16 protein-coding genes and 1 tRNA gene are annotated in these 16130 nt (G+C 46.6%); 11 read left to right on the plus strand and 6 right to left on the minus strand.

The features are described 5' to 3' along the window. Positions 1-244 precede the first annotated feature (244 nt). The 5 genes from glyQ (at position 245) to NDA01_RS17225 (ending at position 4858) form a co-directional block, all read left to right on the plus strand. A complete protein-coding gene (gene glyQ / locus NDA01_RS17205) occupies positions 245-1138 on the plus strand; it encodes a glycine--tRNA ligase subunit alpha (RefSeq protein WP_348228906.1) in 894 nt (297 codons plus the stop codon). A 158-nt stretch (positions 1139-1296) separates the two neighbouring features. Further along, positions 1297-1773 (plus strand): DUF4079 domain-containing protein, encoded by a 477-nt coding sequence (locus NDA01_RS17210; RefSeq protein WP_348228907.1) that lies wholly within the window; start codon positions 1297-1299, stop codon positions 1771-1773. Positions 1774-1788: 15 nt separating this feature from the next. Beyond that, positions 1789-4146, plus strand: a complete 2358-nt coding sequence (locus NDA01_RS17215) for a ComEC/Rec2 family competence protein (protein ID WP_348228908.1) — start codon at positions 1789-1791, stop codon at positions 4144-4146. Positions 4147-4187: 41 nt separating this feature from the next. After that, positions 4188-4272: transfer RNA gene (locus NDA01_RS17220), tRNA-Ser, on the plus strand. A 73-nt stretch (positions 4273-4345) separates the two neighbouring features. Then, complete coding sequence (locus tag NDA01_RS17225) at positions 4346-4858, plus strand: hypothetical protein (RefSeq protein WP_348228909.1); 513 nt, start codon at positions 4346-4348, stop codon at positions 4856-4858. 145 nt (positions 4859-5003) lie between these two features. Here the strand turns inward: NDA01_RS17225 and NDA01_RS17230 are convergent, their stop codons facing one another. Continuing rightward, positions 5004-5621, minus strand: a complete 618-nt coding sequence (locus NDA01_RS17230) for a class I SAM-dependent methyltransferase (RefSeq protein WP_348228910.1) — start codon at positions 5619-5621, stop codon at positions 5004-5006. 154 nt (positions 5622-5775) lie between these two features. Between NDA01_RS17230 and NDA01_RS17235 the strand changes: the two genes are divergently transcribed. After that, positions 5776-6117 carry a hypothetical protein gene (locus tag NDA01_RS17235; protein ID WP_190438715.1) on the plus strand — a complete coding sequence of 114 codons (342 nt, stop codon included), beginning with the start codon at positions 5776-5778 and terminating at the stop codon, positions 6115-6117. A gap of 166 nt (positions 6118-6283) precedes the next feature. Here the strand turns inward: NDA01_RS17235 and NDA01_RS17240 are convergent, their stop codons facing one another. Together NDA01_RS17240 and NDA01_RS17245 are read right to left on the minus strand one after the other, a co-directional pair. Further along, complete coding sequence (locus tag NDA01_RS17240; RefSeq protein ID WP_348228911.1) at positions 6284-7819, minus strand: mercuric reductase; 1536 nt, start codon at positions 7817-7819, stop codon at positions 6284-6286. Then, positions 7800-8453: a TVP38/TMEM64 family protein gene (locus tag NDA01_RS17245; protein WP_348228912.1), complete on the minus strand. Its 654-nt coding sequence runs from the start codon at positions 8451-8453 to the stop codon at positions 7800-7802. The genes NDA01_RS17240 and NDA01_RS17245 overlap by 20 nt, the downstream gene beginning before the upstream one ends. 204 nt (positions 8454-8657) lie before the next feature. Here NDA01_RS17245 and NDA01_RS17250 point away from each other — a divergent pair, with 204 nt between their 5' ends. Next, on the plus strand, positions 8658-9371 hold the full coding sequence (locus NDA01_RS17250; protein ID WP_348228913.1) for an SH3 domain-containing protein: 714 nt from the start codon (positions 8658-8660) through the stop codon (positions 9369-9371). Between the two features lie 52 nt (positions 9372-9423). Here NDA01_RS17250 and NDA01_RS17255 read toward each other — a convergent pair whose 3' ends face one another. The 3 genes from NDA01_RS17255 to NDA01_RS17265 form a co-directional block, all read right to left on the minus strand. Next, on the minus strand, positions 9424-10338 hold the full coding sequence (locus NDA01_RS17255; RefSeq protein ID WP_431193438.1) for an NAD(P)-dependent oxidoreductase: 915 nt from the start codon (positions 10336-10338) through the stop codon (positions 9424-9426). A 56-nt stretch (positions 10339-10394) separates the two neighbouring features. After that, on the minus strand, positions 10395-12425 hold the full coding sequence (locus NDA01_RS17260; RefSeq protein ID WP_348228914.1) for a hypothetical protein: 2031 nt from the start codon (positions 12423-12425) through the stop codon (positions 10395-10397). Positions 12426-12543: 118 nt separating this feature from the next. After that, the gene (locus NDA01_RS17265; RefSeq protein ID WP_242024456.1) at positions 12544-13509 is read right to left on the minus strand and encodes an Hpt domain-containing protein; all 966 of its coding nucleotides are present in this window, start codon (positions 13507-13509) and stop codon (positions 12544-12546) included. Positions 13510-13770: 261 nt separating this feature from the next. On the opposite strand from NDA01_RS17265, the gene NDA01_RS17270 reads away from it, so the two are divergent. From NDA01_RS17270 to NDA01_RS17285, 4 genes are all read left to right on the plus strand, one after another. Further along, positions 13771-14184 (plus strand): GFA family protein, encoded by a 414-nt coding sequence (locus NDA01_RS17270; RefSeq protein ID WP_348228915.1) that lies wholly within the window; start codon positions 13771-13773, stop codon positions 14182-14184. A gap of 92 nt (positions 14185-14276) precedes the next feature. Next, a complete protein-coding gene (locus NDA01_RS17275; RefSeq protein ID WP_348228916.1) occupies positions 14277-14999 on the plus strand; it encodes a pyridoxine 5'-phosphate synthase in 723 nt (240 codons plus the stop codon). A gap of 46 nt (positions 15000-15045) precedes the next feature. Next, complete coding sequence (locus NDA01_RS17280; protein ID WP_348228917.1) at positions 15046-15375, plus strand: MgPME-cyclase complex family protein; 330 nt, start codon at positions 15046-15048, stop codon at positions 15373-15375. Positions 15376-15488: 113 nt separating this feature from the next. Further along, positions 15489-16130: a hypothetical protein gene (locus NDA01_RS17285; protein ID WP_348228918.1), complete on the plus strand. Its 642-nt coding sequence runs from the start codon at positions 15489-15491 to the stop codon at positions 16128-16130.

Below are 16130 nucleotides of genomic sequence, written 5' to 3' on the forward strand. Positions count from 1 at the left end.
GGTGCTATCTTGGCTTTCAAACTATTCTCTTTTCTAGGTGCGGGGGCCGACTGATTCGGTGCGCTTCCGCGCCCCTTCTCCCTCGACCGCTTAGCCAATATAACGAAGTCCACACGGGGTTGTCAAGGGGGGAGATAGAAGATTTTTTGGATTATTTTCAAAAGCTCTCTGTGTCGAGGTTTGCGTGACAATAGTAGAGAAGAGATGCCAGAATGCATCGTGCTTGCGCAGAAGGGGGGAGTTTGTGAATTTTCAGTCGGTTATTGCTACTCTGCATCAGTTTTGGAGCGATCGCGGTTGCTTGATCGTCCAGCCCTACGATACAGAAAAAGGCGCTGGAACTAAAAGCCCGCATACCTTTTTGCGGGCTATTGGACCAGAGCCTTGGTCAGTTGCTTATGTTGAGCCCTGTCGTCGGCCTGGAGATGGGCGCTATGGAGAAAATCCAAATCGAGTGCAGCATTATTATCAGTATCAAGTGCTGATTAAACCCTCGCCAGACAGCATTCAGGAAATCTATCTAGATTCTTTAAGAGCATTAGGTATTCATCCAGAGGAGCATGACATCCGTTTTGTAGAAGATAACTGGGAAGATGCAGCAGTTGGGGCCTGGGGTGTTGGCTGGGAAGTCTGGTTAGATGGCATGGAGGTGACACAGTTCACTTACTTCCAGCAGTGCGGTGGTATTGATTGCCGCCCGGTTTCTGTTGAAATCACTTACGGTTTAGAACGGTTAACAATGTACCTCCAAGGGGTAAACTCAATTTTCGACATTCGTTGGAATGATGAGCTCACCTATGGAGATGTGCACCTCCAAGGAGAAGTTGAGAACTCGACTTACAACTTCGAGGCTTCAAACCCAGAGCTACTGTTCACACTGTTTGAGTTGTATGCGCAGGAAGCAGAGCGACTAATGCAACAGGAGCTGGTTTTACCTGCATTCGACTACGTCTTGAAGTGTTCTCACACATTCAATTTATTGGATGCTAGGGGAGTTATTTCTGTTACTGAGCGTACGCGGTATATCCTAAAGATTCGCAATTTGGCACGGCAGGTAGCTCAACTTTATCTAAAGCAGCGAGAGGCATTGGGATTTCCGCTACTAGAACTTCAAAAGACTAAAGTGTCTTCACTCTAAGTATTAAAAGATTGAAGTAGTCTTTAGTCTTTAGCATTTAAGAATTTCCTGTTCCGGAGAGGTCTTCAGGTTCGACGTTGAGCCAACTTCTATGCTTAGCTATCTACTGTCACTATAGTGATAGACCTAGAGCTATTACTGAAGCATAAAGGAAAAAAATGTCGGGATTGGGCGAATTCCTAGAACCAACTGCTGCTTGGTTCCACAGTCTGGGTATTCCTGAGCCCGTTGTGCATTGGGGGCATCCAGCCATGATGGGCATTGTAGTTGTTGCCATGGGTAGTGCTGTTGGCATCACCGGATGGCGCAGCCGACTAGCAACTGATTTTACGATCGCAGACCAAAGCCGCAATGCGCATCCTAAGATTGCTGGTTGGATGTTTTTGTTTATGGCTTTGGGTTTTACGGGTGGTGTTCTATCACTAGTAATGCAGCAGCAGCCAATTTTTGAAAGCCATCACTTTTGGACGGGCTTGCTGATGTTGAGCTTATTAGCTTTTAACGGTGTAGTTGCTCTTGCAGGTTTTGGTGGTAACAAGTCACTGCGTACAGTTCATGCTTTGCTAGGGAGCATTGCCTTGTTGCTGATGCTGGTTCATGCGGGGTTAGGTTTGAAGTTAGGGTTATCAATCTAGTTCAGGAGGCGATTGATGACCCTAGCGGGTATCATTCTATGTTTTGCTTACATCCTAGGATTGCTGATAACTACAATCCCAGGCGGCGGTTATTTATTGCTGGGGCTGGGCATTGTAGCGGCCTTGCTAGCTCGCCGACGTTTTGCTATTCCGCCCGCGATTGCCCGTTCGTTACGTTTACCAGAAAGTTGGCAACTAAAATGGAATCCTAAAGTTTGTATAGCTGCTGGATTGGTGGGGCTTTTAGCTAGCCTATATTTTCAAGCCCGTACGCCCTACCCAGCGGCAAACGACGTCAGCAAACTGATTAGCTCCTCATCGATTAATTCAGAGCAGATTGTGACCGTTCAAGGAAAAGTCATCGGCTCACCCCGCCTGACTCGGAGTGGGCGATCGCAGTTTTGGATGAAAGCAACTCAGGTCAGTCAGGTAATTGTTCCAGCACAAGTAGCTAACTCCAACCAAGCGGTGAGTGGCAAACTGTATGTAACGCTGCCCTTGCTACAAGGAACAGGTCTTCGATCCGGGCAAGCGATCGCGGTTACAGGTAAGTTATATGAGCCGAAGCTTGCTCAAAATCCAGGAGAGTTTGACTTTCGGGCTTATCTGGCGCAAGAAGGGGGATTTGCCGGTCTCAGCGGTCGTCAAATTAGTTTGACACCAGGGACACCTATTCCTCAGTGGGGCTGGTGGGCGATTCGTCAAAAAATTATTCAAACACAGGTACGCTGGCTAGGCAGTCCTGAAGGACCGCTAGTTAGTTCTATGGTGCTGGGCAGTCGTGCAGTTGATTTGCCTTATGACATTAAAGATCAGTTTGCCAAAATCGGTTTAGCCCATGCACTAGCAGCTTCAGGATTCCAAACTTCGCTCATTTTAGGATTAGTTCTAGTCTTAACTCGGCGCTTTCCAGCTCGGATGCAAATAATTTCTGGGACAGGGGCGCTAGCTATATTTGTAGGTTTGGCAGGTTTGCAACCCGCTGTGCTGCGAGCAGCTTTGATGGGATTTGCAGCTCTGGTTGCTTTAGGAACCCAAAGAAAAATCAAGCCTTTAGGTTCTCTATTGGTTGCAGCGACGTTTCTACTATTATGGAACCCGCTGTGGATTTGGGACTTAGGATTTCAACTAAGCTTGCTAGCCACCTTAGGTTTATTGGTCACTGTCCCGCCTGTGATTAAGCGGCTAGATTGGCTCCCTCCTGCGATCGCAACTTTAATTGCGGTGCCAATTGCTGCTTACTTATGGACCTTACCTTTACAACTTTATGCTTTTGGGTTGGTTTCTCCCTACAGTATTGTGGTGAATTTTCTAACGACTCCATTGATTTCAATTATTAGTATTGGTGGCGTTGTTAGTGCCTTAGCTGCCTTGGTTTGGCCTTTAGCCGGAAGTGCGATCGCTTGGTTGCTTTACTATCCTACCCATGGGCTGATCGCCACTGTCGATTTCTTTAGTCGATTACCGGGTAATTCTATTGCAGTAGGAACTATTTCTACGTTGCAACTCGCTGTTTTGTATGGCTTGATTTGTCTTGCTTGGCTACAGACCTGGTGGCAGCGTCGTTGGTGGGCAGCAGGTCTGATTGCTGTTGGCTTAATTGTGCTACCCGTTTGGTATAGCTACACAACCTTGTTTCGGGCAACCGTCCTAGCGACATCTGGAGAACCCATCTTAGTGGTTCAAGACCAAAGTCGCGTTGGCTTGGTGAACAGTGGCAACGAAGCGATCGCTAGTTTAACAGTGCTGCCATTCTTGCAAAAGCAAGGAATTAATCAAATCGATTGGGCTGTGGCTACAGACACTCAACATAATCATCAAGGTTGGTCTCAAATTGTAGATCAGCTGCCAATTAAAGCTTTTTATACAAGCGCCGCCTCTAAAGTTAGGGCGGGCGATCGCCCACCTGCCATAGCGTCTGACCAGAAGGCTGTGGTTCTCCCTAGCCTATCTGCCCAAAAGCATTACCAGCTTTTAGCTTCAGGTCAAACGATTCAAATTGGTTCTACTGCTGTACAACCTATCAGTACTGATTTAGCTGTCTGGGCCTTTAAGTTGTACGACCAGCCGTGGATCTGGCTAAGCCATCTCAAGAGTAGTGAACAGAACGCTTTGGTAGAGTCAGGCCAATTAGCTCCAGCACAGGTACTTTGGTGGACTGGCGAACCGTTAACCAATAGCTTATTAAAAGCGATTAAGCCGCAAATCGCGATCGCCTCTGCTGCCTCCATTGATCCAGATACGATGGCCCAACTCCGCCGGAACAAGATTGAAGTTTACTGGACTGGGCGAGATGGAGCTTTGCAGTGGCAACCGAATCAAGGCTTAACTAGGACTCTAGAATCTACAGAAAACGAGGTTCCTCTACTGTAGAATGGGTAAATTCCTCTAAAATAAATAGAGACCAAACCTCTGGAGAGGTGGCAGAGTGGTTGAATGCGGCAGACTCGAAATCTGTTTTGGGGCGACTCAACGGGGGTTCGAATCCCCCCCTCTCCGTTGATAACAGCAGAAATACCGGATGGCTAGCCAAATTAGCTGAAAAAAGGGTTGGAACTTTCCGGTATCGATCATGCTGAGAGAATTAAGTTCGATTGCACTGTTAACCCCTGCTTTGCTGAGCGTAGAAGGCTTGAGTTTTGCTGACAAGAGTCAGGCGCTCAACCTGCCCCAGCTCGATTCCTCACTTAAAGATTTGGTCTGCCAAAATAACTGGAACCGAGCCATTAAGGCAATGGGACCCCGGATCGGCAATCCTCAAATTACATCCCAAGATCGGCAGCAACTGATTGAATTTCGTCATCAACTGCAAGACTGGCAAGCGGCAGGAGCAAAGGTTTCTGAGCTTCCTGGTTGTGAGGGAGTCGCTGTATCGGTAGATGGACCTACAATCGAATACTCAGCATCCACTAGTTTGGATTTTGAAGCAGGATTGGAGTCAGTTGTAGCCATGCGCTCTCTACCGAAAGGATATATCGGGTATGCGGGCCTCTCTCAAACAGCCGACTCGGTCGATCGCAGTTGTCGCGTAATTGACGCTAGAGGCAAAAGAATTGATCTGAGCGTTTTATGCGACGGACAGTAGCAAATTGGACTCATGCTCTAGTGCCTTAATTTAATCTAGGCGATCGCTCCCCTCCTATATTTTTGTCTCAGGAATTAGGGGCGATCGTTTCTTTTAGTTGCAAGGAAATGAATCTGATATTGATGACTATTGCGTATGACCCTGCTTATCCTTTGATGGCGACTCCCTTGTACATGTAACCGCCTATTTTAGGAAGAGTAGTGACGTAAAACTTGTCTAATTTCAAGATTTCGAAGTGGTTTGCTTCAACCAACTGCTGAATCTGGCGATTGAGGTGACAACCATCTCCAATCACTTTTTGTAGAGGCGTAAGGCGATTTTGCCAGACCTGAACTTGGGGGTCTTCGCTCAATCCATGCTCAACAAAGAAAAACTTGCCCGATGGCTTGAGCACCCGATGAATCTCCTGCAAAGCTTGATCCACTTTGGCAATGCTGCATAAAGTCCAGGTACTCACCACACTGTCAAATGTATTATCCGCCATTGGCAAATTCTCACCATTTAATAGGCAATGATCTACGGCGATCGCCGTAGCTTGAATACGTTTTTGCGCCAAAGCACTAACACCTGGATTCACATCCACCGTTGTAATTTTCTGAATTTGGCAGGGATAGTATTGCAGATTTAATCCAGTGCCAAAGCCGATTTCTAAAACTTCTCCTTCTACTTCAGCCAATAGTTCTTGCCGATACTGCGCCAAAGCGGGGTGAGACATACCCCAATCTAGGAGTCGTGGAAAAATCACTTGTGAGTAAAACCGCATATTAATATCTCCTCAATTTCCTGCACTTTTCTTTTTCTTAACAGATACCAAACTGTTTCTCAGCAAAAACTCAGTCTGATAGGTCTTAATACACAAATAAGCCCAGTCTTGTCTGGGGCGATCGCACTTTTGTCCTGACTAGTTGGAGAGTTTTATGAAAGCTAATTACCTAACCACTTTGGCCGCTGTTGCAACCCTGAGCTTCGGTGCTCTTGTTGGCTGCTCCTCAGACACCAGCACCACTCCTACCAATGGTGGCACCGCAACTGAAGCTAGCCCTGCTGTAACCGAAGCCAGCCCCGCTGCTGGTGCGGCTGATAGCACTGCCAAGCCTGCTGAAGCTGAGAAAGCAGCTGAAGATGCTTCCAAAGCGGCTGATAAGGCAGCTGATGCTGCTAAGGATGCTGACAAAGCTGCTGACACTGCCAAAGACGCCGCTAAAGATGCTTCTGCTGCAAGTGACGATGCTGCCAAGACAGACGCTGCTAAGCAGTAATTGAGCGAGTTTAACGCTACTTGTTGAGTACCTGTTACCTAGAAGATTAACTCTAAGGCTTGCTCCTGCAACCAGAGCTTCAGAGATAAAATTCTGACTTCAATTAATCAGAGATTGCTAAACACTTTTAGGGCGCAAGATGTTGCGTCCTAAATTTTTTGGGAGTTTATGAGCGCCGCCAAGCGAGCCAAGTCGAGAACAATTTTTTTATAGTAGGAGTTAGACGGGTGCGGTTGTAGGCATCTGCAGCTTTGCGAATTACTTCTGCTTGAGTGGGATAAGGATGGATGGTATTGGCGATCGCCCCCAATCCCAAATTTCCTACCATCGCCAAGGTTACTTCACTGATCATCTCCCCGGCATGGCGAGCCACAATCGTTGCACCCACAATTTTGTCAGTTCCTTGCTTGACATGGATTTTGGCAAATCCAGCGGTTTCTCCATCTATAATCGCGCGATCGATTTCCTCTAAAGGAATTAAGTAAGTATCTAGGTTAATACCTTGAGCTTGAGCCTGCGGCTCATACAAGCCAACGTGAGCCACCTCTGGATCGGTATAAGTCACCCAAGGCATGGTGAGCGAGCTCAGTTTTTTGCGTCCTAGAAACAGAGCATTCTGAATCACGATGCGAGCCGCCGCATCAGCAGCATGAGTAAACTTCCAATCCATACAAATATCACCCGCTGCATAAATGCGAGGATTGGTGGTTTGTAGGCGGTCATTCACCCACACCCCTTGAGTTTTGTCATACTTCACGCCTACCCGTTCCAAATCTAAGCCTTCGACCCTAGGAACTCGGCCCGCCCCTACCAAAATTTCATCTACAACGATTGAGTCAGGTTGGCCATTGCTCTCGTAATAAACGACTTTACCTGCACTGCTCACTTCAACTCGCTGAATTTGAGCTGACAACAATAATTGAATGCCCTCGCTGATGAAAGTTTGTTGAATTATCTCAGCCGCATCTGCATCTTCGCGATCGAGGAGGTGATCGTTCTTGTGCAACACCACCACTTCAGACCCTAGCCGCTGAAATGCCTGGGCTAGCTCACAACCGATAGGTCCACCTCCGATAACTGCCAACCGTTGCGGACGCTGAGTTAAGCAAAAAACAGTTTCGTTGGTCAAGTAGCCTGCCTCTGCCAATCCTGAGATCGCAGGCTCAACGGCACGAGTTCCTGTAGCAATCACAGCTTGTTTAAACCGCAGCGTTTGACCTCCTACTTCCGCTGTATTGGAGCTGGTAAACTTAGCGGTGCCATAGAAAATATCAACTCCTAGCTGTTGAAAGCGTTGAGCTGAATCATGGTGGCTACTCTCGGCCCGCACTCGTCGCAACCGCTCCATCACGGCAGCAAAATCAACTTCCAGATTTTCTGGTACCTGAATGCCATGCTGTCCTGCCGCTTTCAAGTCAGCAACTGCCCGAGCAGAGCGAATCATACATTTCGAAGGAACGCAGCCCACATTGAGACAATCGCCCCCCAACAAGTGCTTTTCTACCAGTGCAACTTTTGCTCCTAAGCCTGCCGCTCCAGCGGCTGTCACTAGCCCTGCCGTTCCTCCCCCAATGACCACTAAGTTGTAGCAAGCAGCCGGTTGCGGATTAGTCCAATGGTCAGGCCGTACCTGATTCACTAAAGCTTCGTTATACTCATCCATCGGTAGCACTTTTACCGACTCAACGCTTGGCTGAGACATTAGTTCCTCCAGAAATTTCGTTTAAGGCTTTTTGGGCAACTTGAGTGACGTAAATGGTGACAACTACAGTGGCAACTAAGCCCACACTGTAGAAGACCAATTCCGCTGGGGAACGCGATCGCCCTGTAGTTTTGGTAGCTAAGGTTGCCAAATCACCCAACAGGGAACCAATGTAAACATACATAATAGTGGGTGGCAGCATGCCCAAGCAGCCCAATCCATAATCTCGAAGAGAGACTTGCGTAATGCCAAAAACATAGTTCAACAAGACAAATGGGAAGGCAGGAGAGAGTCGAGTCAATAGCACAATTTTGAGCCCCTCCCGTGCCACTGCTTGATCTACGGCGTTAAATTTGGCATGACCTTCAATCTGCTGAGCTACCCATCCTCTCGCTAAATATCTGCCGACTAGGAAAGCCGCAATCGCTCCCAGCGTGGCTCCTACAAAGGCATAGATGGAACCAAAAACGACCCCAAACAACACCCCAGCTCCTAGCGTGAGTAAAGAGCCTGGAATCAAGCACAGAGCTGCAAAAATATAAATGCAGATAAAGGCGATCGGTGCCCAAACACCTAAACTCTGAATTTTCTCTAGAGCTATTGCCAATGAAGCTGACAAATTTAAATATTTCATCTCTCTTAAAAGAGCAGCTACTACAATCAGCACACCAGCAAATTTGAACCCTAGAATCAATCGTTTCCTCAGCAGCTCTCGACTCATAATTTATTTACTTTAAAGAAGCTGAGCAGATGTTAAAGATAGATTTTATTCCCGCAATGCTTGAGGTCAAGCCTGATAGGATTGGATGAAAAGTCATCCTCACATATCTTCCGATCTATGTTAGGTCGTAAACAATTTAAGGCTTTATCAGTTGCATTGTCTTTTACAATTCTCACTTTTGGATTTTCCAGCCAGCCTGCGATCGCGCAACTAAAAGTTGGTAGTTTGAGCGAAATTGAAGGAGATATCACCTGTGGTCGTGGAACTGGTGGAACCCTAGCCTATGCAGAAACCAAAAACTATTTAGTTTACATTTGTGGTGCAGAGGATGATCCCACTGCTCCGCGCTTCTACCGTAGCCGTACGAGAAATGGTGGCCCAGGGTTGAACCTAGAAGCCGTTAATTATGATCCTCGGCAATTACGCTATTTCGAGTTTAGAAACGACGACTACACCTATATTTTGCAAATTCCCACCTCCCGAATTCCTAACCCCGTGCTAGCAGTTGAATTTCCCAATGGGAAACGGGTTGAAGAGAGAGTAACTAGATATTTAGCTCGAACTGACGTAAGTAACCCGAGTCAAGGAGTTTGCTCATTCATTAATAGTAACTCTGTCAATATTCGGAGTGGCCCTAGCACCACTTACTCCGTGCTGACTCAGCTCAATCGCGGTCGTGTAGTTAGGGCGCTGAATCGGCGGGGCAACTGGGTCAAGCTGGTAGGAGTTGAAGACCCAACCACCGAACGGGTACGCCCGATCAACGGCTGGGTTTCCAATGCATATATCAACGGCTGTTCAGAAGATCAGTTTGACCGATGGCGGAGGTAGTGGGCGATATTATTAATGAAAAGATGAGAAGCGATCGCCACAGTTGCCTCGGTTACTCCTGAGGATTGACCGCAGAGAATAAAGCTGAGTAGTCTGCTTCGGCTAAACTCATCTTCTGAGCAATTTCCAAAATTGTTTGGACTCCTGCCAAACTGCTGACATTTAATCCTGCTAACTGAGCTGCTCCTAAGAACAAATTCATATCTTTCAGCAAATGCTTCGTGGGGAAATTGGGATTGGTGTAATTACGCTCCACCATGCGGGGTAACTTCTTGTCGAATGTCGGTGCGTACAAAGCACTATCCCGCAAAATGTTCATGAAAGTTTCCACATCCACGCCTTGCCGCATCACAAAGCCTAGACTCAAGGCAAAAGCCGTGGTCAACGAGCCAATTAATTGATTGAGCGCTAACTTGAGAGCCGCTGCACTTCCCACCTCGCCGATCAACTGCGGCTCTGGCCCTAGGTGTTGCAAGAGACTCAGCCAACGTTGGAACAGCTCTGGTGAACTTCCCACCATGATGATCAATTTACCTGCCTGCGCCTCTGGAATGCTGCCTAGTACAGGTGCTTCTAGATAGCTGCCTCCTGCCGCCTCAACTTCTGCCGCGATCGCACAACTCTCAGCTGGGGCGATTGTGCCCATCTGAATGATGGTACGTCCTGTCAAGGCTGAGCGTGTTTCTGGTGATAAAAGCACAGCTTGGATCGCAGGAGCATCTGCCAACATCAGCAACACACAATCTGCTTGTTGCAATAACTCTACTGGAGACTGAGCGATCGCAGCTCCTGCCTGTTGTAACGGCTCTAGTTTCTCTGGAGTACGGTTACAAACAATGACCGACAGATCAGCAGCCAACAGCCGCTCTGCCATCGGCAAACCCATCAAGCCTGTGCCAATAAACCCGACTGTTACCACTGCATTCCTCCACTTGTTCAGCGATCGCCGTTCTGATTCCCCATTAATACTACTGACTAGCGATCGCTCCTTGTCATCCGTCGGCTAATTTCTCTATAGCCTGATCAACTGAGTGAATTTTGCTTCTCTACATTTGAAACAAAAACTTTCACAAAAGGAGTTTCAGAAATGACTTGCTCTTGCCAAGCTAAGTTCTGAGCACCTAAATTTTGGGGTTGATAAGTTGGAATGGTAGACAGCACGGCACAAAGTTGTTCGTCTGGAAACTCCGGTGGCGCTAGGCGAGACTCGTTTTTGACTCCAACAGATTTCATTTGAAAGCTAGATGAGCTTTGCTCTTCCATTAGTACCCACAAGGGATATTCCCAGTCATCACCCCCTAAAGCCAAGCCAACCGAACGACATTGATGTTGCTGGATTAAGGCGATCGCTGCTCTGTAGGGAGCTTGCAATTCCTTGCGTGCTCCGCTGAAGTAAACTTCTGAACGTGACAAAGTCAGAATTGAAGCAGATTGTTCATCGGAACGATTAGGCAAAGCCAGGAGAGGATGTCTCATAGGCGTAAGGGCATATAGGATCGCCATGAATGCTAAGAGTACTAAGAATGCTCTACGCAGCTTTAAGGGTGCGATGCGATGTAGACAATAAGTAATCAAAGGAACATTCAAGACAAACAAAGGTAAAAGTAAGCGATTTCCCCAAACCTGCCATTTCAATAGCAAGCAGAAACTTAAAAAACTAACTAAATTAGCAATCGACAACATCAATAAATCTAGACTTCTAGTGCCTCGACTTAGGTTTTTGCAGCCAAAAATTAAGATAATCCAACCTAAAATTATTAATAGAAGATGGATAGGATTACCAACATAGTCTTCATGTGGAGCTAAAATCTTAAGCAATGCCAAAGGAAGTTGTGACACATCCCCAGCTAGAGGAGTAGGAGAATAGTTAAACCTTGGATTGTTAACATCAACTTGCAAAACGCTCTGATGGATGGAAGCAGTTAACTGCCAAAACCCTGGGATCGGCAAGTTGATGGCTAAATATTTTAGGATATTAGAAAGAATTTGAGGCACACCTAAGACCTCGTTCCTAGTTCCAAACTCTGGCCCCATCCAGCTACCAAATAGCAAGTAATTCCTCCAGTAACTAGGCAGTGATAAGCCTAGGCTAGCTACGGAAATTAAAATGAAGCTTAAAGCAGTTAATCCAAACTGGCTAATTACTTTTTTAAGCGTAGTAGGGTACTTTAAACTCTTATAAGCTAAGTTGCGAACCAGAAGAATAACCATTAGAGAAAAACCAAACACAAAGGCTGTTGGCTTAGCCAGAATACTTAATCCCAAAGATACAGAAATCCAAAAATAGTCATGTGCTTTATAATCTTTTGTTCTAAAAATAAAGTAGACCAAGCAAACCAGCCAATAAGTAAGAGTTAAATCAGTTTGGGGGGTGGTAGCCTGCATAATAGCCATTGGCAGACTGGCACAAACCAACATAGGGAGCCATTTGGCAGCATCATGAGTTAATTTCTCAGCAACCAGGGAAGTACCTCCTATAATTCCTAAAAATGCTAACCATTGAACACAGCTAGCGAAGCGATCGCTACGAGCTAATATTTGTAGTTGAGCAACCAAGTATCCCGTCCCGGGAGGCAAAGAAATTTGACGTACGTTATTGGTTGGATAGTAAGCAACTGTTTGATTTTGCAGCCAATGCATAACTCGTGGTAAGTGGTAAGTCATAGCATCCCAATTATTAGGTGCCGCAATCAGAGCAGTAGCTAATGTAAGGCCAAGAACACTGAACACCGTAAAAATAGAAATTAAGTTATCACAATCGAAAAATCGCCAATTTAGATTTTGAAGTTTAAGCGGCTGTAGCGATCGCCGCTTAAACTTCAAACCCACTAACGCAGTGTTTAAAGTTAAAAGTAAGCTCCAAAAGCTGGCAACAAAGCTAGTTTCTAGAGAGTGTTTAAAGCTTAAAACCTCAGTCAAAACTACAATTAATATTCCGTAAATGATAGATGATTTAATGAATGCATCTCTTAAACCTAGACGCCGACCAGGCTCAAGAGAAATAAAAATAAAAATTGTACTTAAAAAATTGAATACAAGTAGCAAAATCAACATTTTAGCTCATCAATAACAGTGGCCATTTTCGCTTATAGTATATCGATGACTGATATTAAAAAACCCCCTAAGCGATCGCTCAAGAGGTTTAATATGCATTTTGAGTGGTTAATTTTTACTACTTAGCAGCTTTAAGCAGTAGCTCAGCAATCTCAGTCAGTTGCTGTTTATTGAAAGCCTGAATTAGAGCTTTAGCAGTAAGTCTGGGTTCCATAAACATAGCTGGGGCAGTAGATTCAGGAATATAGCGCACAGGTTCTGGCACTGCGGCAAGACGACGTAGCTGTTGACTAGGTGCTACTTCATCTGCTCTGCCTGTCTGGACCAAAGCACTCGCTTCTTTTAGCTCCTTAATTACTAGAGGCGCTAGAACTTGATAGGAGTTCTTAGGATTGGCGATCGCGGCTTGAGCCGTTTTGACTAAGTTCTGCCAAGCATTAATTCCTTTGCCCAATTGCAACAAGCGAGCACACAAAGCTTGTAACTGTTGGCGGCTAGCAGCTGATTCTTTTTGCTTAAACAATTGCAGCATCTGCTTCAGGCCTACTGTAACCTGTGCAGTCAAATTATTGGCTGAATTTGCAGATTGAGCCTGAGGTTGAGCAGAAGCTTTAGGTTTGGCAGACTGAGCAGCTGCAACAGTCGATTTGCTGCCCACACCAATAAGGCGATTTAAGTAGTCTTGTAGCTCACTAAACGCGGGTTCTGACTCTTGCAAAATCTGGTCGGCGTCTTCATCTCTCAGACCAAATGGCCCTTGAAGGCAATCAACTAATTCCTTTAAAGCATCAAAACCTTTAAGGAAAAACGATTCTAGTTGTTGATCAACGGTGAGGGGGTGCTCTTGTAATAACTTAAAAGAGTCTTCTAGGCGATGGCCTATTTTGTGAATGCTGGTAAAGCCTAGCATTGCTGCCCCCCCTTTGATGGAGTGGGCTGCGCGAAATAGCTCATTCAATCGCTCTGAATCTGCCACTGTAGAGCGTAAATCCAGCAGCCCGCTTTCCAGAGTTTCGAGGTGTTCTTTTGCCTCTTCAATGAAGTAACCTAAGATTTGCTGCTGCTTTTGCTTCTCCATTTGCATGGCAGAGTCCCTCAATGTGACGATTTTATCCCTGCTAGATCCCAACGAAAAATCGGCAAACTGATCCTCGGCCCAGCTCAAAGGCTGAACTACTAGAGTCACGATTCTTGTCGAACCGCACCTCAGATCAATTGCCGCTCAATCTGTTATCAAAATAGCTGGGAAACGTAACCAATCGGCTTGGTGCCAATACCGAACTTTGTATGGAGAATAGGATAAGAGATTCCAGTTCTCCGTATTTTATACAGGTCAAATTTGACAATGCAGGAACCTAGTACTTACGCAGGTGGTTGCCATTGTGGGGCAGTTCGCTTCCAGGTCAAGGTCGCTCGGCATGAAGCTGTTGACTGTAACTGCTCAATTTGTCGCAAAAAAGGATTTCTCCATTTGATTGTGCCTCCGGAAAACTTTACGTTGCTAGCTGGCTCTGAGGCACTAACAACTTATACCTTTAATACGGGCACAGCCAAACATCTGTTCTGCCGTACCTGCGGGATTCATGCCTTTTATCGGCCTCGCTCTCATCCCAACGATTTTGATGTGAATGTACGCTGTCTTGACGGTGATGTGTTGGCAAAGTTTCAAATTACACCGTTCAATGGCAGCCAGTGGGAGGAAAATATTGACCAGCTGCACTCAGAGTTAAACTCAGACACAAACATTTCTGGTCGTTAACCTACATTTGTTAAGCTCGATTGCTAGCGTAAGCCTTCCAGCCTTTCAGGTAAGATAAAGAACGGAAGTTCTGGGCAGAGGAGAGGGTTAGTTTGCCTACGCTTGGCGTTAACATTGACCACATTGCCACGATTCGACAAGCGCGTCGGACGGTGGAGCCAGATCCGGTGGCAGCGGCTGTTTTAGCAGAGTTAGCTGGGGCTGATGGCATTACCGTTCACTTGCGCGAAGATCGACGGCACATTCAAGATCGAGATGTGCGGCTGTTGCGACAGACTGTACGTACTCACTTGAATCTGGAAATGGCGGCAACCGATGAAATGGTGGCGATCGCCCTCGACATCAAGCCTGACTATGTCACTCTGGTTCCGGAGCGGCGGGAAGAGGTGACGACGGAGGGTGGCTTAGAGATCGCGGGCCAGCAGGAGCGCATGGCGCAAGTGGTAGCCCAGTTACAAAATGCTGGAATTCCAGTGAGCTTATTCATTGATGCTGATCCTGCTCAAATTCAAGCTTCCGCAGCCGTTGGTGCCAAATTTATTGAGTTGCATACAGGCCGTTATGCAGAAGCTCATGATGAAGTGAGCCGAGCCAAAGAGCTAGAAGTTCTGGCAGAGGGGTGTCGGCAGGCGATCGCGGCTGGACTGCGAGTCAACGCTGGACATGGCCTCACCTACTGGAATGTTTACCCAGTGGCCTGTCTAGAGGGTATGGAAGAACTCAACATTGGGCATACCATCATCAGTCGAGCGGCACTCGTAGGGCTGGAGCGAGCCGTGCGGGAGATGAAGCAGGCCATGCGCGGAGAGCTATAGGCCAACAATTTTCAACTAAGTAATTTAAGAACGGGAATTATTCGAGATGCAAACCTACTATTACCTCGTCGCTAGCCAGCGTTTTTTATTCGAAGAAGAACCCTTTCATGAAGTTCTAGAAGAGCGGCATCGCTATTATCGCGAACAAGAAAAGGAAATTGATTTTTGGTTGGTGAAACAACCTGCATTTCTGGAAGCTCCAGAGCTGGCACCGGTGAAGGTGAAGTGCCCCCAGTCTCCGGTTGCGGTGATTTCTACGAATCCTCAATTCATTACTTGGCTTAAACTGCGTTTAGAGTTTGTTTTGACAGGAGAATTTCAGGCTCCTAGCACCTCTATTCCTGACCCGCTTGTTTCTTTAGCATCGGTATCCTAAACTCCACTCAACAACGGAATTGTTGTCCCGTTTCTCTGCCAGGCATGCTTGAGGTTTTTATACTGATGAAGCGATGTCCCCCTGTTTTACTGCTTTCGATCCTGCTAGCTGCTATGGAAGTAGTGGTCGGAGGCAGTGCAGCGATCGCTCAGACTCGCTACCCAGCATGCCAACCACCCAATACCGCAGAGTATCTTCTCTTAGTGCCTGGCTCTGCGGCAGACAAACAAACCCAGTTGAAGCGAGTTTTGCCTGCTACAGCTGATTTGACAGTTTGCAATTACCAGAACCAAGTGGTCACTCGTGTGAGTGGCTTTAGTAGCTTGGGCATTGCTAATGCTTGGGCACAGTATCTTAAGGAAGTAAGCGGCTTCGATGCGACTGTCGCTCGTCCTGCTGAAGCTCAAGCAACAAGACCTTCAGCACCTGAAATTCAACCACAGCCAACAAGTCCGAATTTAGCAAATCCCAATAATTCAGCTTACAGTCCCCGACCCTTGGGGACAGGTTATGCAGTTTTAGTGGATTATTTCGATCAACCGGAAATTGCTGCTCAAGTTCGACAGCTGTTGAGCCAGGACGTAGGCTTGGTTTCTTATGGGCAAAAACCTTATTTATTAGCAGGCTATACCACCAACCAATCGGCTGCGAACGCTACGTTGCAAACTTTGAGCGATCGCGGTTTTTGGGTCATGTTGGTAGATAGCCGTCGGGTTGTTTTGCTCAAACCTACAGTTATGATTTCAGCGGAATAG

Origin of the sequence: Trichocoleus desertorum AS-A10, assembly GCF_039962155.1 — a bacterium.
GTDB lineage: Bacteria > Cyanobacteriota > Cyanobacteriia > FACHB-46 > FACHB-46 > Trichocoleus.